This window comes from Moritella sp. 24 (genome assembly GCF_018219155.1).
Classification (GTDB): domain Bacteria; phylum Pseudomonadota; class Gammaproteobacteria; order Enterobacterales; family Moritellaceae; genus Moritella.
Genome location: NZ_CP056123.1, coordinates 4,540,396 through 4,560,254 on the forward strand (window position 1 = coordinate 4,540,396; position 19,859 = coordinate 4,560,254).

The following is a 19,859-nucleotide window of genomic DNA, read 5'->3' on the forward strand; positions in this document are numbered from 1 at the left end:
TTCCTTAAACCTTAACACCACGGGCACGCATTTCAGTTAAAACTGAATCAATACCTTTCTTATCGATAATACGCATACCTTTAGCAGTAAGACGTAATTTAACAAAGCGGTTTTCGCTCTCAACCCAAAAACGGTGTGAATGTAGGTTTGGCAAGAAACGGCGACGTGTGCGGTTTTTTGCGTGAGAAACGTTGTTACCAACAGCTGGTTTTTTACCAGTAACTTGGCATACTTTTGACATAGTGTGCTCCAATAACTTCAAATATAAGTGTCTACATAGTCGCATTTGAAGCTACTAGGTATACTTTTAAAGCTCGGTTTATACAGTAAACCCAGACATAAATCAATAATAGTGCAAAATATCACCATCTTTAACAGCACAGTAATAGCGCTAAAAATAAGCGCAAACGGTGGCTTTATGAGCACAAATGTAATAAAACAGTTTAAAACACAAAAAAAAGGCCAAAAACAAGCAATAAAAATTAAATCATAATAATTACAAAAAGTATTTCAATTGGCCTAAATGTACAAATGCGAAACCCTATTTTTCAGGTTATAATCCCCACTCCTTGATAGTGAGTTTACACCGATGCTGAACGATATAGAATTAACAAACCTGAGAAAACAATTCCCCGTATTATCCCAACAAGTGAATGATCACCCTTTAATTTATTTGGATAATGCAGCCACAAGTCAAAAACCCTTGTGTGTTCTCGAGGCAATTAATACCTATTATCGTGATATTAACGCAAATGTACACCGCGCATCACATGCGCTAAGTGCTCAGGCTACAGCTGCTTATGAGAATGCACGTGATATTTGTGCGCAATTTATTAACGCAAATAGCAGTAAAGAAATTATCTGGACACGCGGTACGACAGAAGCGATCAACTTAATCGCAAACTGTTTAACAACGGAGTTTCAAGCTGGGGATGAAATTATCATTTCAACCCTAGAACATCACGCTAATATTGTTCCTTGGCAGATGCTAGCACAACGCACAGGCGCAATTCTTAAGATTATCCCGCTATTACCGTCGACAGATATTGATATGCAGGCTTACAAGCTGTTGTTAAACGATAAAACCAAACTTGTTGCTGTTAGTCATGTCTCTAACGCAATCGGCACTGTAAACCCGATTGAGGACATTATCGCTTTAGCGAAACAAGTGGGAGCAAAAGTATTAATCGATGGCGCACAAGGCGTTTCTCATTGGACTATCGATGTACAAGCATTAGGATGTGACTTTTACGTTTTTTCAGGTCATAAAATGTATGGCCCGACAGGTATTGGCGTGCTTTGGGGTAAAGAAGCTGAGCTCAATCAACTACCACCTTGGCAAGGCGGTGGTGAAATGATTAAAACAGTCAGCTTTGAGCAGTCGACTTATAACGAATTACCGTTTAAGTTCGAAGCTGGTACACCCAATATCTCGGCGGCGATAAGCCTTGCATCTGCCATGACATTTTTAAACAGCTACGACCGTCAGATACTTGCAAACCACGAAGCTGAATTACTTGCATATGCAACAGCAAAGCTCGAAAAAATGCCACGAATTAAAATTATCGGCAACCCACAGCAACGAGCGGGTGGCGTCAGTTTTATTATTGATGATGCACACAATGGCGATGTGGGTATGTTATTAGATCTACAAGGTATTGCAGTTAGAACAGGCCATCACTGCGCTCAACCTCTCATGCAGAGCCTTAATTTATCGGGCACAATTCGTGTTTCCTTTGCGATTTACAACACCAAAGCTGAAGTAGACTTCTTCATTAAAGCTTTGAATGAATTACAAGATCTACTTTAAACATCCCTACTTCTCCAAACATGTACTGAATATGAACGGCACACTCAGGTTGTATTCAGTATCAATGTTGTTTAATAGCATCATCAACACTGATACTGAATACCAACAATGAAACCCAAGTGTTTCGAGGAGATTAAAGATGCTAAAGAAAACAATCATAGGCCTTGCAGCTGCAATCATTATGCTACCAACCATCGCGGTAGCAAAAGACCATAACAAACACTCTATTAACTACACAGGCCCAGCAATCAACGTAACAACCGTTGCAGAAAACCTAGAAAACGTAGGACGTTTTAGCGAATTAAACGTTGTTTTAGAAGGTAAATTGATTCACCAGATAAGTTCTGACAAATATATGTTCGCAGATGATAGTGGACAAGTGATTGTAGAGTTGGATGATGATATTAAGCTGCCTGTTGCCATTAATAACAACACTCGATTACGTATTTTTGGTGAGTTCGAAGGTGGTTCAACACCAGAAGTCGAAGTCGAACATATTAAGATTCTGTAATAGATAATTTAAAAACACAGCATTAATAATATCAAGGTAAAAAGGCGCTGAAGTTATTTATAGACTCTATTTCAGCGCACTTTCATCGTGTCATACAGTAACCAGCGAACGACTACAAACGATTACGTAACGGTAACGCTAATACAGCTTCTAAACCACCTAGAGAAGCTCGTTGCAAACTTAACTTACCTTGATACATCTGAGCTATATTTACCGCAATATTCAGCCCTAAGCCATGACCAGGCGTTTGCTCATCTAAACGCTGGCCACGATTAATGACGTGCTCACATTCATCTTTGGTCATCCCTGGACCATCATCTGCAATACGGATGTGTAATAACTCTTCATCCACAGATGCCGAAATAACAATACGACTTTGCGCCCACTTATACGCATTTTCGATTAAGTTTCCTGCCATCTCATCAAAATCACGTCCATCAACCGCCACAGTTAACGCCTCACTAAACGTAATATCAACAACAATATTACGATTCATATAAAGTCGAGAAAAAGCGGATACCGCGTTACTACACTGTTCATAAGGACTGCATTTAGCTCCTAATAATTGTTTAGCCGCAATTTGTGATGCCGATAAATGATATTCAATGTGCTGCCGCATTTGCACTAACTGCTGCTGCAATAACGGATTCTGAGGCTGCGTTGTTAATGCGAGTTCATTTTGCATGATGCTCAATGGTGTTTTTAACGCGTGCGCCATATTGCCAGCATTCGTACGAGCCTGTTCTAGTAAGCTCTGATGATGAACAAGCAAACGATTAATGTCTTTGACTAATGGATCAATTTCTTGTGGATAGTGATACTGAAACTGTGCTTTATCACCGTTTTCAATCTCGGCTAATTCTTTACGCAATGTCGTTAACGGTCTTAGACCCCACGTTAATTGCAACAAAATTAATAACATAACGGCTAACGCGAGCAAGCCAAGTCCGATACCGAGACTGCGATTGACCCCCTGTAAAGCAAGTGCCAAACTGCCACTTTCCTGGGCAACAGAAACCCAAAAAAACACTTCACTATCAGGTAATTTAACTTTCTGCTGCACAATCATTAATGGCTGTTCATTTGGTCCCGACTTCACAAAATAATCAAGACCGAATTCATCATCCAGATGACGAAACGTTAATTGCGTATCCCATAATGAACGAGAACGTTTTAAGATCTGCTGTTGAGTTTGAATTTGCCAATAATAACCTGAGTAAGGTTGACTGAAACGTGGTTCTGATAGGGATTTTATTGGTAATAAACGAAGTGATGGTAACGCTGAAGATTCGATTACATTACGACTTTCTGGCGTAGAGAGTCCAGCATTATTAACGGTCAATAATGTTGGCTGTTCTAACTCAAGACGACTCAGTAACTCGTCTAAAGATAGCGTTAATTTAGCCACTAATTCACTGCGTAAATACTCTTTCATGTAGCGCTGAACGGTAAAGCCCGTGACAAGAATCAATACAACGCAGCAGCCACCTGCTGCAAATAACAGCCGGTTTTTTAATGAATGATGCTTCAATCCTCTGCAATCCTATAGCCTAGTCCACGTACTGTTTCAATAAAGCCACTACCTAATTTCTTACGTAAACGACCAACAAACACTTCGATCGTATTCGAGTCACGATCAAAGTCTTGTGCATAAATATGTTCAATCAAGGTTGCTCTTGAAACCACTTTCCCAAGATGTAACATTAGATAACTCAGCACTTTAAATTCATGTGCAGTCAACGTAATAGCTAAACCTGATTGCGTAACGGTTGATGCTGTAATGTCTAAACGAATATCACCCACAGTCACAATCGATGATGCTTTTCCAGCCGCACGACGTACTAGCGCTTGTAATCGAGCCACTAATTCACCCATTTGAAATGGCTTAGCAAGGTAATCATCAGCCCCCGCATTTAAGCCTTCGATTTTTTCATGTAACAACGAACGTGCTGTCAATATAATAACAGGCATAGTCAGGTTTTCAGCTCGCCACTTCTTCAGCACTGTAAGTCCATCAATCTTAGGTAAACCTAAATCTAAGACCACAGCATCATAGGTCTCTGTCGATCCCATAAAGTGCGCTTCTTCGCCATCACTGGCACAATCAATAATAAAGCCCTGCTCAGCTAACTGCTGTTGCATTTGTTGAGCAAGTTGCGGTTCATCTTCAACAATTAATACTTTCATATCTGCCTATTTGCGTTTAAAAAAACGCTCAAGTTTATGGCCTTTTATCGCTAACAACCGGAATGTTTTCGCATCAAATTCAGCTTTAACTACATTACGATCGCTATCAAGCATTTTAATTTCGTACACCCAAATATCATCGTCACCATAATCATCTTCTTTTTCGAGCTCGACTTTAATCACCCGACGACCATTAAAATCGCGTTCAATAATCGTTAAGAGATCGATAAACGGACTGATCTCTTTTGCGTTTACTGCAGCAGTGACCTCGTCTAGATCTTCTTCATATTCGATATGCGGCATTGCCACGCTCCGCCATGATATGAAGATTAACATGACAGTTAATAAGATTCGTGTTTTCATAGTATCTAGAGTACCGTTGTTTTAATGAATAGAATATTAACAGGGTCTAATTTTGCTAAAATATTATTACTTAATTCTGGTTTTGCTCAGCCCCGTCGCACTCGCGAACGCATCTAATGATCAACCAGAAAAAACCATCGCGCAAGTCATTGAGTTACTTGTTGCACAAGGGTTTCATGATATTTCAAAAGTTGAATTTGATCATGATGATAATCGTTATGAAATCGATGCGCGTAACTCCAATAACGAAAAAGTTGAAATAGAGCTGACTACCACTGGTCAATTTATCTCAATCGAAGAAGATTAACTTTATCCTGCCAGACCCGAACACTGGTGGGTAATACAGGAATGATAATGACCGATTTCTCGTCAAGTCCATTTGGCAATACGATCACCAGTAACGATGTGCTGACGTTATTAACAGCGCAAAATGGCTGGCAAAACAAATACCGCCAATTAATTCAGCTGGGTAATAAAATCCCGACATTGAGCGATGATTATAAAATAGCAGAAAACCAAATTAAAGGCTGCGAAAGTCAGGCATGGTTAGCGCTAAATTGCGATGATGACGGACGTTTATGGTTTGGGCTGGATTCAGATGCGCGAATTGTAAAAGGTTTAATAGCGGCATTATTAGCCGCAGTTAACGGCAAAACACGCTCAGAAATAGCTACATTTGATATTGATGCTTATTTTGCACAGCTCGGCTTTATGCAACAGCTAAGTCCTTCGCGAGGCAATGGATTAAAAGCCGTTATCGCTGCAATACAAGCTGCATAACACATCATAATAAGGGGGATGAATAACGTATTCGTCCCCCTGATTGCAGAGTCTTATTTCAATAAATTTTTAACAATCAACGCAGTGCCCATACCACCACCAATACACAGTGATGCTAAACCGTAATCGACACCACGTTTTTGCATTTCATGTAATAGCGTCACAGTAATACGCCCGCCAGAAGCACCTAAAGGGTGACCAAGCGCAATAGCACCACCATTAACATTGGTTTTATCTGCAAACCAATCCATATCAACATTATGCTCTTGTGTTAAGTTCGTCATCACTCCCAGAGCTTGCGCTGCAAAGGCTTCATTTAGCTCTAACAACTCAATCTGTTCCAATGACATATCGGCACGTTTTAATGCTTGCTCAATTGCCGGAACCGGACCTAAGCCCATCACTTGTGGATCAATACCGCCTTGACCATAAGCAACTAACTCCGCCATAGGCTCTAGGCCGTATTTTTCTACTGCCGCCGCTGATGCTAAAATAATCGCAGCAGCACCATCGTTAATACCAGATGCATTCGCAGCCGTCACCGAACCATCCGCTTTAAATGCAGGGCGTAATTTAGCTAAGCCTTCAACACTGGTATTGTCTTTTGGATATTCGTCGGTAGCAAAACTTTGCGTTTGACGACGAACTTTAACTTCAACAGGTACTATCTCATCAACAAAACGTTCAGCAGCAATCGCAGCAACCGCTTTATGCTGGCTGCCAACCGCAAAGGTATCTTGTTGTTCGCGTGTTAAACCAAACTGATCAACAATATTTTCCGCTGTCATACCCATGTGGTAGTTATTAAATACATCAGTCAAACCATCATTGATCATGGCATCAACCATCGTCATGTTACCCATTTTAGAACCAAAACGCGTTTTAGCAGGCATCAAGTAAGGGATGTTAGACATGCTTTCCATACCAGCAGCTACCACGATATCAGCGTCACCCGCTTTAATGTGCGCAGCGCCGTCCATGATCGTTTTCATACCACTGCCACAGATCATATTGAGTGTATAAGCAGGTACACTTGCTGGAATACCAGCTTGCATTGCAGCTTGGCGTCCAGGTCCCATGCCTTGTCCAGCACTAATCACATTACCAACAATCACTTCATCAACGTGTTCTGGATTAACGTTCGCTGCCGCTAATGCGCCTTTAATGGCAGTCGCGCCTAATGTAGCGGCATCCACACCAGCTAAGCTGCCGCCAAAACTTCCAAGGGCTGTACGCTTTGCTGCTACGATAAATACTTTACTCATACCTTGTTTCCTTACTTGATGTGATCAGTTTTATTTTTCAAACATGTGTTTGAATGGTATCACAAGTTGTTAACATAACCGAATTTAGTGAAACTCAAATCAATGCTGATGAATAACAACAAGCGGTATTATCAAGATAAATAAAAACAAAGTATTGGAAGGAAAAATTAGGATGTTGATTTTAATAAAATAAAACCAGTTAATACGCGCTGTATCAACTGGTTTAGCTCATGCTTGAAGACATGATTTAACGCCGAAGCATTAATAACATAAACGCACTAAACGAGTTATGCGTTGGCTTTTTCTGCTAGTTTTTTTAATACTCGCGATGCTGCAACTAAACCAAAGCTAGCCGTAACCGCTGTTGAAGCACCAAAACCACTTGAACAATCCATACCTGTTGCACCATCAGCAAAGTTCTTGGTCATACATACTTCACCGTCAGTACCAGGATAAATAAGCTGTTCCGTAGAAAAAACACATTCAATCCCAAATTTACGTTTCGTATTTTTGGTGAAATTATGTAAACGACGTAGATCAGAGCGAACTTTAGCTGCTAATGGGTCTTGATATGTTTTTGCTAAATCAGTCACTTGGATTTGCGTGGGATCAATTTGACCGCCTGCCGCACCAATAGTAATACACTTAATTTTATTACGCTTACAATACGCAAGTAATGCTGACTTTGAACGAACACTATCAATCGCATCAATCACGTAATCATAGTCAGTACTAAGATGTTCACCAATATTATCGGTACTCACAAAATCATCAATCAGGTTAACGACACATTCCGGATTAATCGCATGAATACGCGCAGCCATCACATCAATTTTTTGCTGACCAATGGTGTCTTTTAGTGCATGAATTTGACGGTTAGTATTTGTCACACAAATATCATCCATATCAATCAGCGTAATCTTGCCAACACCCGAACGTGCTAACGCTTCAGCCGCCCAAGAACCCACACCACCAATACCAATCACACACACGTGTGCTTGATTAAAAAATTGCAGTGCTTTTAGTCCATATAAACGTGCAATACCACCAAAACGATTGTCATATTCGGTCGACATACCCTACCCCAAATCAAGCAAAAAACGCATTATACTGATTCAACCTCATAACTCAAAGTTTGCGAGAAATAACACTTTCATCAGAATAGTATTATCCAACGCTAGACTAGACAGATTTTTCAAATTTGTGTATCTAAGATGAAGCTTTAACTAAACGGATTTACGCTATGTTTAATCTACTGACTTCTACTCTGGCTTCACAAACACGCTTATGGGCTGGCACCAAAGCTGCAAAAACCACGATTAATGAGCAAGATCCGTTAATCATGTATGACAACGAAGCCGATCCTTTGTGCCGCTTAGTGCGTGAAGCCATTTCAGAATTGAATCTTGATGTACTTATTATTCCTTGCCCGAAAGGCGGTGAGCGCCACAAGCAGCAACTTAAAGAGATGTACAGTACAGATAAAATTCCATTCTTAATTGATAAGAACACGCAAACCATTCTCAATTCAGCATCTGAAATTATTGAGTATCTATATAAGCAATACGCCGACACCAGTGCGCCTATTCGCTTACGTGCAAACATTTTTAATTATGCGAGCTCAACAACAGCATCGTTAATTCGTTGGAATGCAGGGAAAACCAAAAAACCAGCACTCGAGCCAACAGACCCGCTCGTACTGTACAGTTTTGAAAGTAGCCCTTATTCACGCCCCGTTCGTGAGACGTTATGTGAATTAGAGTTACCTTATTTGTTGGTTAATTTAGGTAAGCAGCAATTTGGAGAGCTTGGACCAGCAACACATCGCCTAAGTCCTGGTGAATACAACCCATTGCCAGAAACAAAACGTAGTGCATTTCTTGCGGAATATGGGACTGTACAAGTACCTTTCCTTAAAGATCCAAATACGAATGTAGATATGTTTGAGTCAAAAGCCATTGTGAAACACCTCATCGCGACTTACGCTGCGTAGTTGTATTTCATCTAGTCAGATGAAAGGTTGAGTATTCATCTGACTATTATCACCATCACGAAAAAACAATAAAAAATATCTATTAGTCATAATTACTAACCCATCAACATATTATTTTATAACATCGGGTATCCATCACAGATTACCTCTACTAGGTAAGATTAAATAATCGGATATCATTCATTTCACGATTTTAAAGCCATACTTAGTTTACTTATTAACGATATTTCAGCATTAATATGGTGGTAGTATGATTAAAAAAATCATTTCATTTTTTTGCAAAAAACAAATTAACCGACAAAAACAACAAACGTTAAAGTGCCGGTTAAACAATGCGATATCACAAAACTATGACCCATTATGAAAACTCACTGACAAGTTAATCTGTGTGAGTAAATAATGATGTCACCGTCATTGTTTACAACTGAAAATTAATACTAGGAAGGCTCAGGCATTGCGATAGAGGTAGTTATAAGCTTACTGACAGCTATTTAATATATTGTTTAAGCTCTTCTGTCGCTTTCTCTAACATGATTCTATCAGGGTCTTTTCGTAACAAATAATAATAAAGACTATCTACTTCTACATTAGCAATCACTTTATCGACCGCTTTTAATGAATCTGAAAATAATTTTGACCAAAATAAAGCATCTTCACGGATTTCATCACCAAAATCCTCAAGCATAAGGCAATAGCCAGAATAACCTCGGTATCGCGTAAAATGGTGTATCGCAAAGCCTTTGGCTAGCGTTTTCTCTTCGACTTCTTTCATCGCTTCAGTCATCCCAATCAAAGATGGTTCCGCTTTCACAAGCGAATTACGTACCATTATGCTCTGCTCAACTAAATCTATATATTTCACCATGCTCAAAGCTCCCTATATGTTCTATAAAATCCACCAATTTAATTAACTTATTCACATCTCGAGAGACACTATTTGTAGGTCTATCATAACGTTTCTCTGCTTCATAAGGCGTAATCCCAAGTGTAACCACAGCCATAACGGCTTCCGATTTTTCCGGCTTAATCTTTGAATATCTGATCAATTCAGTGAGTATACGAATGTCATACTTACTTTTAATCTCAGCAGTACGTTTCTTAATTTTTAGACTAGACACTAAACTTCCTCTATTCATAATATTGTAATCAGAATGAGCATAACGTTACGTTAACACCTTGGAAAAACTATACTGGCTACTATCAAAAAAACAATAGTACTAAAGAGGGGGAGAATAAGACTAAAACCAATATTTAAATATGAAAAAATCTAAAGATAAGCAACTGAATTTAAATATATAAGAACGACTGACAATGAATTTTTATAATTACCTCACAAATCAAATTTAACGTCACAGATGAAGACAAGACTAAAACCTATTGGTTGATGTAAAAACCCTCTTTAACGAGCTAAAAAAGAAACAAGTCATTAACATGAACTAAATATACAATGAAACAACTAAGCGAGTTAAATTAAATTAACGCGTAATTGAACGGGTGAATAATAAAAACAAGTTAAGAAATAAAGCATAAAGAACAAAGAAATGCAGCGAAGACGCTATATTAGAAGTTTAAATTCAACGTAAATAAATACAATAACATTGATCTAAATCAATCATCATCGATAAGGGAGCATTAACAAGCGCATTTATACTAGCGAATATCCAATCAAACTATAATCATTATAAAAGTATATTATTATTTAGGCTTAGCATTAATTTATAAAATCATTATTGAAGTACTACATGTTAAGATTTTATAAAATACTTATAATATTAATACCTTACCAAGGTTATAAGTATGCATGATGACATTATTGCTAACGGCACAAGGAAAGATAATGCCAAATGATATAGCTAAAAAAGACATTTTTAACATTAGAAAGTGCATCAAATAAATATAATATGTCCGATCAAAAGATATCTTTATTTATCAATAGTGTTGTAGAGTTTATCGCTTTTATTGACCATGTGAATCTGGAAACTAAAAGCGTATAAACTCAGAATCAATCCGCACAAAAATCGGTAAACATTATCATTCATGTTTACCGATTTTCAGAGTCAAAATGTAGCTTAATCCGATGATCTACATACGAGCGAGAGCCTTCCTACAATATTATCTATTGCATTAAGTAAATACCACGACCACTTGCATCGGGTACATTGGCTGGTCCTCCAGAACCTTGTTCATCCGTTTGATACTCTAGTTCAACAATATAAGATCCATCAGTGCGCTGTGACAAGATCGTCATATTGATCTCAACTGTTGCACCAAAATATGAATCAGAAACACCTGTTAAAGAGAGTTGCCCTAAATCATTAATCTTGTATACAACATCATTGATTTCACGTGGTTCTAAAGTCCGCTTTATTTTACCGTCAGCTGCCACATTATATGTCTTCATTGTAAAACTATCGATTTGCTGAGATTTACCCAACGCTATCGCGGCTGGAATGCCTTGAGTAATACTACAGTCTGAACTGTTTGAACGCTTTTGAGTGTTTTCGATGAGCACGAGTTCTTTATTCAGCAATGCCTCTGTAAATGGTACGACATCATTTGCTGCATATGGCAGCGCTAAATAAGGTGCTTCCTCTAAGATATCATCACTACCTTGAGGCGGGCACGCAAAGCGCTGTCCAGAATAATTACCACCAGGCCAATAACGACATACCGTAATCCAATTATTCTTTTTATTACCATTCACAGGATCAAAATAGAAAGATTGTGCACAGCCAACCAGACGGGTTTTCTGCCACGCAACTTGGGTCATGTGTCCACATACTTTATTATCTTTGCATGTAGAACTTCCTGATACTCCAGCATCAACGAGATTACCCACCTCATTGCTATAGAAAGAATCAATGGGGCCAGCAATAGAAGAGCGTCCGCCACCAAGGTGTAAGTTCTCACCTTGATCTTTTAATTCTGGGTTCTGCTCATTAGCGCCCTTAGAGTGACGCCATAAACCGAGTTTTGTCGAGATGTCAGCAAAATCTTGTGCTTCTAGTTGCAAGATTTCGTTAAAGTATAATCCTTTATTCTGATAATGTTTTTGCCTGTGTTCATTATGTCTATCTGTATAAGAAGCGTGTTCTTGATCTGGTAGGCTAAACATATTGTATGCTCTATATCGAGGTACAAATGTTTTATCAAACAAGCAAACCATCACTGCTTGACCCGCTAATGGACCTTGTTCATACACATCAGACGCACAACCGATTTTACTCGCTCTTTCCGTGACTATCTGAGCATAATTATAACAAGGCTGACTATCTGAGCAGGCTGTCACATACCGTTTTGTATTCAAATCAAAGTTGGAAATATCAAACGAACTTCCTTGTTGCTGCCAAGCTAAAGCTGCATCAGAAACAGTAACCAAAGCATTTAAAGAAAGGTAACGAATCTCACCGACATCTTGCTTTGGTTCAATCAACAACGTATTAACTTCCACTGAACCATAATCATATTCACTGAACATTTCTGTCGAGATTAAAGCCGTAACTCGCTCTTGAGCTGATGTAGCGAGCGCTGCATCTAAAGTTAATGTCTCACTGTCCTTTAGTACCGAGTAAGGACTAAACTCAGCTTCTCGGATAGCATTAATTGCAGAGATATCTAAGGCAGGAACTACTGGCTCAGGCGGAACTACTGGCTCAGGCGGAACTACTGGCTCAGGCGGAACTACTGGCTCAGGTGGAACTACCGGCTCAGGTGGAACGATTGGTTCAACGGGAACAACAGGGGTTCTGTCATCGTCGGGATTAGAGTCTGTTAACTCGGGAGGTTTTTTTTCACTACCGCAACCAGATAATAGTGCCAATAATAATACACTGCTTGCTTTCAATTTAACGTTCGCCATGAACTCTCCATCTTTTATAATTATATCCATATAATAAGATTAAGATAACGTGTAATTTAGCGATGTAAACCAAAATAAAACCCATAACCACAATAAATAAACATGGCTAAAATACAATTAAATTAGCGCCCATTACATAGTTAACACACTGTTCTATATGTAAATTACCACCTTAAACATCTAGCCGTTAATAATGACGCATAAAAAAACCCGGTAAACATTATCGCTAATGTTTACCGGGCTTTATTAACTAAACCATGATGATTACATCAAGTATTAGCCAACGATTTTCTGCATATCAGACATGTAACCACGTAGTTTCTTACCGATAACTTCTACAGGGTGATTACGAATTTCTTCGTTCACGTCGATTAGGCGTGCATTATCAACGCTATTTGATTTAGCTGCGAATGCAGAGCCCATTAATTCAGTTGGTAGTGCATTTACGTATTCACGTAACTGTGGCACAGCTTCATGAGCAAACAGGTAACAACCATATTCTGCTGTATCAGAGATAACTACGTTCATTTCATATAAACGCTTACGTGCAATCGTATTCGCGATTAACGGAGTTTCATGAAGTGACTCGTAGTATGCAGACTCATCAACGATACCTGAAGCAACCATGCTTTCAAACGCAAGCTCAACACCTGTTTTGATCATAGCAACGAACAATGTACCGTTGTCGAAGAACTCTTGCTCGTCAATAACGATATCTGATTCAGGGTAGTTCTCGAATGCAGTTTCGCCAGTCTCTTTACGCCATTTAAGTAGGTTCACATCATCGTTAGACCAGTCAGCCATCATTGTTGATGAGAAGTGACCTGTAATGATGTCATCCATGTGTTTTTCGAATAGTGGACGTAATGTCGTTTTCATTTCCTCAGCCATATCAAATGCTTTGATTTTAGCTGGGTTAGATAAACGGTCCATCATGTTAGTGATGCCGCCATATTTCAGTGCTTCAGTAATAGTTTCCCAACCGAACTGGATTAATTTACCTGAGTACTCAGGTGATTTACCGTCAGCAACCATTTTTTCGAATGCTAAGATTGCACCAGTTTGCAACATACCGCATAAGATAGTTTGCTCACCCATAAGGTCAGATTTAACTTCAGCAACAAAAGAAGATTCAAGTACACCAGCGCGATCGCCACCAGTAGCAGACGCGTATGCTTTAGCAATCGCAAGGCCGTTACCTTTTGGATCATTTTCTGGGTGAACAGCAATCAGTGTTGGAACACCGAAACCACGTTTATATTCTTCACGCACTTCAGAACCAGGACACTTAGGTGCAACCATTACAACTGTAATGTCAGAACGAACTTGCATGCCTTCTTCAACGATATTAAAACCGTGAGAATAAGACAGCGTTGAACCTTGCTTCATTAGCGGCATAATAGTTTCTACTACATTTGAATGCTGCTTATCAGGAGTAAGGTTAAGTACTAGATCTGCTTGTGGAATTAAATTCTCATAAGTATCAACAACAAAACCATTTTCAGATGCATTTAGGAATGACTGACGTTTTTCTGCAATCGCAGCGCCACGTAATGCATAAGAAATGTTAAGACCTGAGTCACGCATGTTTAGGCCTTGGTTTAGACCTTGTGCACCACAGCCCACAATAACAATTGACCAGTCTTTAATGAAGTTACAACCATCAGCAAACTCGCTGCGATCCATAAAACGACATTTACCAAGTTGTTCTAACTGCTGGCGTAGGTTTAAAGTGTTAAAATAGTTAGCCATGTTGCTCTCCATGAGAATTTAGTAATTTAAATGTGCCATCACTACTCCAGTGATGCGCTATGTATTCACTATATGCTAAGTTACTCATTGCTGGAAATGATATATTTACAATACAGTATTGCAATAAATGCAACGTTCACGTTTATATACAACAACCAAGTGTAAAGTTAGTGTTAAAACAAAGCAAAGATTAAACATTGAGAATTAAACACTAACAACGCAATAAAAATTAGTATTTTAAACCAACAGCGGTAGTAGTAATTAATTACAATACCTTACATTTAAATCAATAATTACATCGTCATAACGACCTCATCAGTCAAAAATAAGGTGAAATATGGATATTCGGTCACTACAACTTTTTTTACATCTTGCAACAACGCTTCATTTTGGTAAAACAGCAGAAGCGATGCATGTCAGCACATCAACGCTAACCCGAACCATGCAACGTTTAGAAGAAGCTGTTGGCAGCCAAATTTTTGCACGAGACAATCGTTCTGTCGCGCTAACAGAAAGCGGAAAGCGTTTACAAAATTTTGCACAGCAAACCCTCGAAAACTGGACACAATTAAAAGCGGAATTAAACAGTCACAACGGTGAACTCGATGGAGAGCTTACAATCTTCTGTTCAGTGACCGCTGCGTATAGCCATTTACCGCCGATATTAGATAAATTTAGGTTGCTACACCCTAACGTCGAATTAAAGCTAATCACAGGCGACGCAGCAATGGGAATGCAATTGGTAGATGAAGAAAAAATTGATATTGCGATTGCAGCACATCCCGATCAGATATCGAATCGATTAAAGTTTGTCGAAATTGCGAAAGTGCCACTCTCCATTATTACGCCTGTTATATCTTGCCAAGTTCAGCAACAAATAATGCAGGAATCAATTGATTGGAACTCTGTTCCTTTTATCTTGCCTGAACATGGCCCAGCCCGTAAACGCATTGATAAATGGTTTAAACAAATGAAAATCAAACCAAGTATTTATGCCACCGTTGCCGGGCATGAAGCGATTGTCAGCATGGTTGCACTAGGATTAGGTGTTGGTATTGCACCAGCCGTTGTTGTCGATAATAGTCCCGTGAGAGATCGGGTATTAACGTTTGAAAATAGCAATAAAATTGACCCGTTTGATCTCGGCTTATGCTGTCAACGAAAACGCTTTGATGAACCTTCAATTGCGGCGTTTTTCACTATGATTAATCACTGATTTTTCATTAATTATTATTAAAAATAACAGATGAGTTCCGCTATAATCGAGCTCACGCAATTCCCTCTTATCATTACGGAGTTTTCATGGGATTTAAAAAAGTTCTAATCACAATGTTTGCAGCCTTAAGCTTAAGCCAAGCAGCGATTGCGAATGAAGTACCAGCACAGTTTTCAACAGTGGGGTTTAATGGCCCAGATAGCCAAGACGTAAACGGTTTCCGTTTTTCATTATTCCATGGTCAAACTGAATCTGTACAAGGATTTGATATGGCAGCACTGGGACTGTCTGAAGTAGATAAACTAGAAGGTGTTAGCTTCAACTTATTATTAGGGGCTAGCAAAGTAAACAAAGAATTTTCTGGTGCATCGTTTAGCTTATTCAACTGGCATTTAGGTCAAGATACTGGTTTCAACATGGCAATAGTCAATAATACGACCCAAGTAAAAGGGGTTAACTTCGCTATTGTTAACTTATCAAAGAGTGTTGCAGGCGCGAATATAGGATTGATTAACCACACTGACCGATTATCTTTAATGGACTTTGGTGTGATGAATTATGCGAAAACGACTAAATTTCAATTCGGCCTTTTCAATGTCACCGAAAACTTACAAGGTTTGCAGATCGGTTTATTAAACTATGCTGAAAATGGTGTAGTAAAAATATTACCGCTGATCAATTTTAAGCATTCATTTTAGGTCGATTTATCGATAATTAAAATGCTAGACTATCGTTAAACGATAATGAACTTATAGTTAAATTAACTCCGTAATTAGGTGCCGTATGATCAAGCCACAAAAATTAGAAGAAATCGCGAAGCAAATACATGAATCACTACCTACTGGTGTTAAAACATTAGGCACAGAAGTAGAAAAAAAGATCCACCAGGTATTACAATCACAGTTGAATAAACTTGATCTGGTTAATCGTGAAGAATTTGAAGTACAAACGAAAGTATTATTACGCACTCGTGAAAAGTTAGCAGCATTAGAAGCACGCTTAACTGAACTAGAAAAATAATAGTTTGGCCTGATATTGTTCTGTTTTATAACAATTTTATCAGGCCACTATTTTTACACCAAAAAATCTACTTATTATCGTCATATCGACGACACCTACTAACCTAACCTTCTATTTTTAGCAGTAATACATCGACCCAATTAATTTCGTTTTTACGGATCCGTTCATTGGCAATGTAATGTAGCACCTGACCATTTTTAAGCGCTGTATCCATGGCTGGATTTAATTTAAAGTTAGTGCCTTTTTCATCATCAGCAACCGCCATTAACGTCATCGCATATTTTTCACGTAAAGGTTGAAATACATCTCCGACCGTCATTTCTGGTACTTGCTCTAACGTCAGGCAATACAACGTCGCTTCATCCAAAGTCGAAAACAATTGCTCGTGGACAATACTTGCACCTGGTGATTGCATAGTTCTTACTAATATCTCGGCATGTCGCGAACTCGAACATTCAACATTTGGGCAGTGTGCACGTAGTAACTCCGCTTTACTCTCTTCATGAAAATAGGCACTAATATGCGCTGACTTGGCCGCATGTGATGAGGCACTTAATGCCATTGATAAGGTCATTTCATCATTTTCACCATCCACAATAATCGAACTAGCCTGCCCAATGGCGATACGGGCTAGTTCGTCATGATTAGTAAACGATTCAAGTTTGGCAAACTCTACATCCAACAGTTGTGGAAATGGGTGATTAATATCCCGCTCAACACATAAGATAATTTTACGTTTGTGACGTTTTTTATCGGCAAGAATAAGATCGACAATGCGCTTAGTTCGGTGAGCTCGCCAGCCTAAAATTAAAATGTGATCGCTATAAGTGCTAAAGTCTTTCTTACCTTTCATACCTTTCCTTGCAATTGTCACAATAGCTTGCGTTGTTTTACCAATCGCAGCACCAAAAATTAATAACCCAAACGGGATCTGTATTAATGCCACAACCAATTGTCCATGTGGCGTACTCGGTGATAAATCACCAAAACCAACCGTACTAATAACAACAACGGTGTAATAAAAATAAGTCAGCGGTTCAGTTAATGCCGTTTCTCCCGCTAACCAAAGCAGCGACCATACAACCGCTAAATAACTGCAAAAAATTAAAAATAAATTAGCCCAACGTAATTCAGCGGTTAACTTACGCAACGCTAAACTAATTAATCGAGATATATACATATGAATATAATGCCTATTTATACGAGCTGTTGACGAATAATTTCAGCTGTTTCCAACGGTTGTTCTAGTGGAAATAAATGCCCACCATCAACTTCTATCACGTTAATGTGCGGCTGTTTACGCACTAAACGACTAATAGCTTCTGTCGATAATGTATCAGATTTTCGTCCTCGAATAACAACCGTATCCGTTTTTAAATGCTTGATGCTCGACCAAGCCCAAGGTACGGTTTGATAAATCGTCGCTTCCCACTCTCGACTATAGCTTAGTTTAAACCCATCATCCGTTGGGTATAACCCTTCCGCCATATAATCCGACAATACAGTATCAGAAATACCTTTAAAGCCACGAACCTTACGATGAAAATCAAAGCCTTTCTGCCTGTTCTGAAAACAATCTGGTCTTCTTAATGTCTTTTCTACTAAGGGTAGTTTCTTACGTAAAAAATCGGGTAAATTACGCATCACCCAAATGAGGTGTGGCGCTAAAATAACGGGATCTAATAATATGAGTTGCTTCACTTTAGTTGGTTCGCGTACAGCACAAATGATGCTAATTAATCCCCCCATCGAGTGACCAACTATCGTAATAGGTTCTGGCTGTGCAGCAATAAAGCGACAAGCATCATCAATCATTAACCGCCAATTATTAAAGTCATCGGGCACCGGTAATGGCCATAAAGGGCGCTGATATACCGCACTCACTTTGTAATGATCTGTGAGGGGCTTTAGCATTTGTTGATACATAGCGGGTGGAAAACCATTAGCATGAAAAAAAACTAAGTGCTCACCTTCCCCCCCTATGTGTTTAGAGGGTAATCCTTCAGCGACAGTCCCCTGTGCTGATAGTTGTTCAGCTATCCATTGCTTCATAATCTACCTATTTAATACGAGTACGAGTTACAACATCCAACAATATCCAACAATATCATAACTCGCTATTACAAACACTTACTCAGGAACTAACCACTCTAAGCGGAAAAATGCGTCTTTGTCTTGGCCTAATTCAGCCGTTAACCAAGGCAGTAACTCTTCCATTTGAGATACTAACTTCCACGGTGGATTAATCACAACCATACCCGTACCAGTCATGCCACGTTCTTCAGTATCACCCTTTACACATAGCTCGATCACGAGGATCTTTTTAATACCAGTGCCAACAAAATCACGCATTAAACGATCGATCGTGCGACGTTCAATAACCGGATACCAAAGCGCATACGTACCCGTAGCAAAACGACGGTAAGTTTGTGCTATCTCTTGAACAACCTGACGGTATTCAGTTTTAATTTCGTAAGATGGATCAAGCAATACTAAACCACGTTTATTACGCCCAGGTAATAACGCTTTTAAGCCTTCATAAGCATCTTTCTTATGAACACGCGCTTGGCGGTCACCCGCAAACTCTTGCTCTAATAATTTAACATCCGCAGGGTGTAACTCTGTCATCTGCATACGATCTTGTTCACGTAGTAATAAACGAGCAACAAGCGGAGAACCAGGATAATGCTTAAGTGTAGGTGTTTTATTTAATTGTTTAATCACATTTAAATAAGGAATTAATGGCGCAGGAACTTCACCCTGTTGCCAAATTCGAGCAATACCATCAACGTATTCCGCTGTTTTTTCAGCATTCGCACTCGATAAGCTATAACGGCCTGCAGCAGAATGGGTATCATGATAAATAAAAGGCGTATCCTTTTGCTTTAACGCTTCTAAAATCAATACTTCAACAGCGTGTTTAAGTACATCAGCAAAGTTGCCAGCATGAAAACTGTGACGATAGCTCAGCATAATATTTCCAGTATAAAAAGAGTGTAATTAATTACGGTAAAGGGTATCACCATTTGCTTAAAACTAGGCTATTTATTCTATCTTTCAAGTCATCAATAGTATGCTTTATTCATACTTTCGTTAATTTCCC

21 protein-coding genes are annotated in these 19,859 nt (G+C 39.0%); 8 read left to right on the plus strand and 13 right to left on the minus strand.

Translation table 11 applies throughout. The features are described 5' to 3' along the window. Positions 1–4 precede the first annotated feature (4 nt). Positions 5–241: a 50S ribosomal protein L28 gene (rpmB, locus tag HWV00_RS20375; protein WP_019442412.1), complete on the minus strand. Its 237-nt coding sequence runs from the start codon at positions 239–241 to the stop codon at positions 5–7. Between the two features lie 348 nt (positions 242–589). On the opposite strand from rpmB, the gene HWV00_RS20380 reads away from it, so the two are divergent. Together HWV00_RS20380 and HWV00_RS20385 are read left to right on the plus strand one after the other, a co-directional pair. Then, positions 590–1,810 (plus strand): cysteine desulfurase, encoded by a 1,221-nt coding sequence (locus HWV00_RS20380; RefSeq protein WP_211684097.1) that lies wholly within the window; start codon positions 590–592, stop codon positions 1,808–1,810. 139 nt (positions 1,811–1,949) lie between these two features. Then, the gene (locus HWV00_RS20385) at positions 1,950–2,321 is read left to right on the plus strand and encodes a YgiW/YdeI family stress tolerance OB fold protein (protein ID WP_211684098.1); all 372 of its coding nucleotides are present in this window, start codon (positions 1,950–1,952) and stop codon (positions 2,319–2,321) included. A 112-nt stretch (positions 2,322–2,433) separates the two neighbouring features. On the opposite strand, the gene HWV00_RS20390 is transcribed toward HWV00_RS20385, so the two are convergent. Genes HWV00_RS20390 through HWV00_RS20400 form a run of 3 tightly spaced genes read right to left on the minus strand, consistent with a single transcriptional unit; the run spans position 2,434 to position 4,811 of the window. Beyond that, entirely contained in the window at positions 2,434–3,852 is a 1,419-nt protein-coding gene (locus tag HWV00_RS20390) for an ATP-binding protein (protein WP_211684099.1), read from the minus strand. After that, the gene (locus HWV00_RS20395) at positions 3,849–4,508 is read right to left on the minus strand and encodes a response regulator transcription factor (protein ID WP_211684100.1); all 660 of its coding nucleotides are present in this window, start codon (positions 4,506–4,508) and stop codon (positions 3,849–3,851) included. The genes HWV00_RS20390 and HWV00_RS20395 overlap by 4 nt, the downstream gene beginning before the upstream one ends. Before the next feature lie 6 nt (positions 4,509–4,514). Continuing rightward, a complete protein-coding gene (locus HWV00_RS20400) occupies positions 4,515–4,811 on the minus strand; it encodes a PepSY domain-containing protein (RefSeq protein ID WP_255554848.1) in 297 nt (98 codons plus the stop codon). Positions 4,812–4,923: 112 nt separating this feature from the next. Here HWV00_RS20400 and HWV00_RS20405 point away from each other — a divergent pair, with 112 nt between their 5' ends. Further along, positions 4,924–5,178, plus strand: a complete 255-nt coding sequence (locus HWV00_RS20405; protein ID WP_211684102.1) for a PepSY domain-containing protein — start codon at positions 4,924–4,926, stop codon at positions 5,176–5,178. Between the two features lie 47 nt (positions 5,179–5,225). Continuing rightward, positions 5,226–5,651 carry a cysteine desulfurase sulfur acceptor subunit CsdE gene (gene csdE / locus HWV00_RS20410; RefSeq protein WP_211684103.1) on the plus strand — a complete coding sequence of 142 codons (426 nt, stop codon included), beginning with the start codon at positions 5,226–5,228 and terminating at the stop codon, positions 5,649–5,651. Between the two features lie 53 nt (positions 5,652–5,704). On the opposite strand, the gene HWV00_RS20415 is transcribed toward csdE, so the two are convergent. Together HWV00_RS20415 and tcdA are read right to left on the minus strand one after the other, a co-directional pair. Beyond that, entirely contained in the window at positions 5,705–6,916 is a 1,212-nt protein-coding gene (locus HWV00_RS20415) for an acetyl-CoA C-acetyltransferase (protein WP_211684104.1), read from the minus strand. A 287-nt stretch (positions 6,917–7,203) separates the two neighbouring features. Then, entirely contained in the window at positions 7,204–7,992 is a 789-nt protein-coding gene (gene tcdA / locus HWV00_RS20420; protein WP_211684105.1) for a tRNA cyclic N6-threonylcarbamoyladenosine(37) synthase TcdA, read from the minus strand. A 167-nt stretch (positions 7,993–8,159) separates the two neighbouring features. On the opposite strand from tcdA, the gene HWV00_RS20425 reads away from it, so the two are divergent. Next, entirely contained in the window at positions 8,160–8,909 is a 750-nt protein-coding gene (locus tag HWV00_RS20425; protein WP_211684106.1) for a glutathione S-transferase N-terminal domain-containing protein, read from the plus strand. Positions 8,910–9,396: 487 nt separating this feature from the next. Here HWV00_RS20425 and HWV00_RS20430 read toward each other — a convergent pair whose 3' ends face one another. The 4 genes from HWV00_RS20430 to ilvC form a co-directional block, all read right to left on the minus strand. Next, the gene (locus tag HWV00_RS20430; RefSeq protein ID WP_211684107.1) at positions 9,397–9,774 is read right to left on the minus strand and encodes a hypothetical protein; all 378 of its coding nucleotides are present in this window, start codon (positions 9,772–9,774) and stop codon (positions 9,397–9,399) included. Next, a complete protein-coding gene (locus HWV00_RS20435; protein ID WP_211684108.1) occupies positions 9,749–10,027 on the minus strand; it encodes a hypothetical protein in 279 nt (92 codons plus the stop codon). Before HWV00_RS20435 ends, HWV00_RS20430 begins: the two co-directional genes overlap by 26 nt. Positions 10,028–11,025: 998 nt before the next feature. Continuing rightward, positions 11,026–12,768 (minus strand): CAP domain-containing protein, encoded by a 1,743-nt coding sequence (locus HWV00_RS20440; RefSeq protein ID WP_211684109.1) that lies wholly within the window; start codon positions 12,766–12,768, stop codon positions 11,026–11,028. A 276-nt stretch (positions 12,769–13,044) separates the two neighbouring features. Beyond that, entirely contained in the window at positions 13,045–14,520 is a 1,476-nt protein-coding gene (ilvC, locus tag HWV00_RS20445; RefSeq protein WP_211684110.1) for a ketol-acid reductoisomerase, read from the minus strand. A gap of 337 nt (positions 14,521–14,857) precedes the next feature. Between ilvC and ilvY the strand changes: the two genes are divergently transcribed. The 3 genes from ilvY (at position 14,858) to HWV00_RS20460 (ending at position 16,756) form a co-directional block, all read left to right on the plus strand. Next, on the plus strand, positions 14,858–15,736 hold the full coding sequence (ilvY, locus tag HWV00_RS20450) for an HTH-type transcriptional activator IlvY (protein WP_211684111.1): 879 nt from the start codon (positions 14,858–14,860) through the stop codon (positions 15,734–15,736). Positions 15,737–15,822: 86 nt separating this feature from the next. Further along, a complete protein-coding gene (locus HWV00_RS20455) occupies positions 15,823–16,434 on the plus strand; it encodes an LA_2272 family surface repeat-containing protein (RefSeq protein ID WP_211684112.1) in 612 nt (203 codons plus the stop codon). An 85-nt stretch (positions 16,435–16,519) separates the two neighbouring features. After that, on the plus strand, positions 16,520–16,756 hold the full coding sequence (locus HWV00_RS20460) for an accessory factor UbiK family protein (RefSeq protein ID WP_211684113.1): 237 nt from the start codon (positions 16,520–16,522) through the stop codon (positions 16,754–16,756). Positions 16,757–16,859: 103 nt separating this feature from the next. On the opposite strand, the gene HWV00_RS20465 is transcribed toward HWV00_RS20460, so the two are convergent. The 3 genes from HWV00_RS20465 to HWV00_RS20475 form a co-directional block, all read right to left on the minus strand. Next, a complete protein-coding gene (locus tag HWV00_RS20465; protein ID WP_211684114.1) occupies positions 16,860–17,936 on the minus strand; it encodes a potassium channel family protein in 1,077 nt (358 codons plus the stop codon). Positions 17,937–17,953: 17 nt separating this feature from the next. Continuing rightward, positions 17,954–18,808, minus strand: a complete 855-nt coding sequence (locus tag HWV00_RS20470; RefSeq protein WP_211684115.1) for an alpha/beta fold hydrolase — start codon at positions 18,806–18,808, stop codon at positions 17,954–17,956. A gap of 78 nt (positions 18,809–18,886) precedes the next feature. Beyond that, positions 18,887–19,729 carry a 23S rRNA (adenine(2030)-N(6))-methyltransferase RlmJ gene (locus tag HWV00_RS20475; RefSeq protein WP_211684116.1) on the minus strand — a complete coding sequence of 281 codons (843 nt, stop codon included), beginning with the start codon at positions 19,727–19,729 and terminating at the stop codon, positions 18,887–18,889. Between the last annotated feature and the right edge of the window lie 130 nt (positions 19,730–19,859).

Coding starts and splice junctions, on each gene's coding strand:
- rpmB (WP_019442412.1), bottom strand. CDS start 241: ATGTCAAAAGTATGCCAAGTTACTGGTAAAAAACCAGCTGTTGGTAAC.
- HWV00_RS20380 (WP_211684097.1), top strand. CDS start 590: ATGCTGAACGATATAGAATTAACAAACCTGAGAAAACAATTCCCCGTA.
- HWV00_RS20385 (WP_211684098.1), top strand. CDS start 1,950: ATGCTAAAGAAAACAATCATAGGCCTTGCAGCTGCAATCATTATGCTA.
- HWV00_RS20395 (WP_211684100.1), bottom strand. CDS start 4,508: ATGAAAGTATTAATTGTTGAAGATGAACCGCAACTTGCTCAACAAATG.
- HWV00_RS20400 (WP_255554848.1), bottom strand. CDS start 4,811: ATGCCGCATATCGAATATGAAGAAGATCTAGACGAGGTCACTGCTGCA.
- csdE (WP_211684103.1), top strand. CDS start 5,226: ATGACCGATTTCTCGTCAAGTCCATTTGGCAATACGATCACCAGTAAC.
- HWV00_RS20415 (WP_211684104.1), bottom strand. CDS start 6,916: ATGAGTAAAGTATTTATCGTAGCAGCAAAGCGTACAGCCCTTGGAAGT.
- tcdA (WP_211684105.1), bottom strand. CDS start 7,992: ATGTCGACCGAATATGACAATCGTTTTGGTGGTATTGCACGTTTATAT.
- HWV00_RS20425 (WP_211684106.1), top strand. CDS start 8,160: ATGTTTAATCTACTGACTTCTACTCTGGCTTCACAAACACGCTTATGG.
- HWV00_RS20430 (WP_211684107.1), bottom strand. CDS start 9,774: ATGGTGAAATATATAGATTTAGTTGAGCAGAGCATAATGGTACGTAAT.
- HWV00_RS20440 (WP_211684109.1), bottom strand. CDS start 12,768: ATGGCGAACGTTAAATTGAAAGCAAGCAGTGTATTATTATTGGCACTA.
- ilvC (WP_211684110.1), bottom strand. CDS start 14,520: ATGGCTAACTATTTTAACACTTTAAACCTACGCCAGCAGTTAGAACAA.
- ilvY (WP_211684111.1), top strand. CDS start 14,858: ATGGATATTCGGTCACTACAACTTTTTTTACATCTTGCAACAACGCTT.
- HWV00_RS20455 (WP_211684112.1), top strand. CDS start 15,823: ATGGGATTTAAAAAAGTTCTAATCACAATGTTTGCAGCCTTAAGCTTA.
- HWV00_RS20460 (WP_211684113.1), top strand. CDS start 16,520: ATGATCAAGCCACAAAAATTAGAAGAAATCGCGAAGCAAATACATGAA.
- HWV00_RS20465 (WP_211684114.1), bottom strand. CDS start 17,936: ATGTATATATCTCGATTAATTAGTTTAGCGTTGCGTAAGTTAACCGCT.
- HWV00_RS20470 (WP_211684115.1), bottom strand. CDS start 18,808: ATGAAGCAATGGATAGCTGAACAACTATCAGCACAGGGGACTGTCGCT.
- HWV00_RS20475 (WP_211684116.1), bottom strand. CDS start 19,729: ATGCTGAGCTATCGTCACAGTTTTCATGCTGGCAACTTTGCTGATGTA.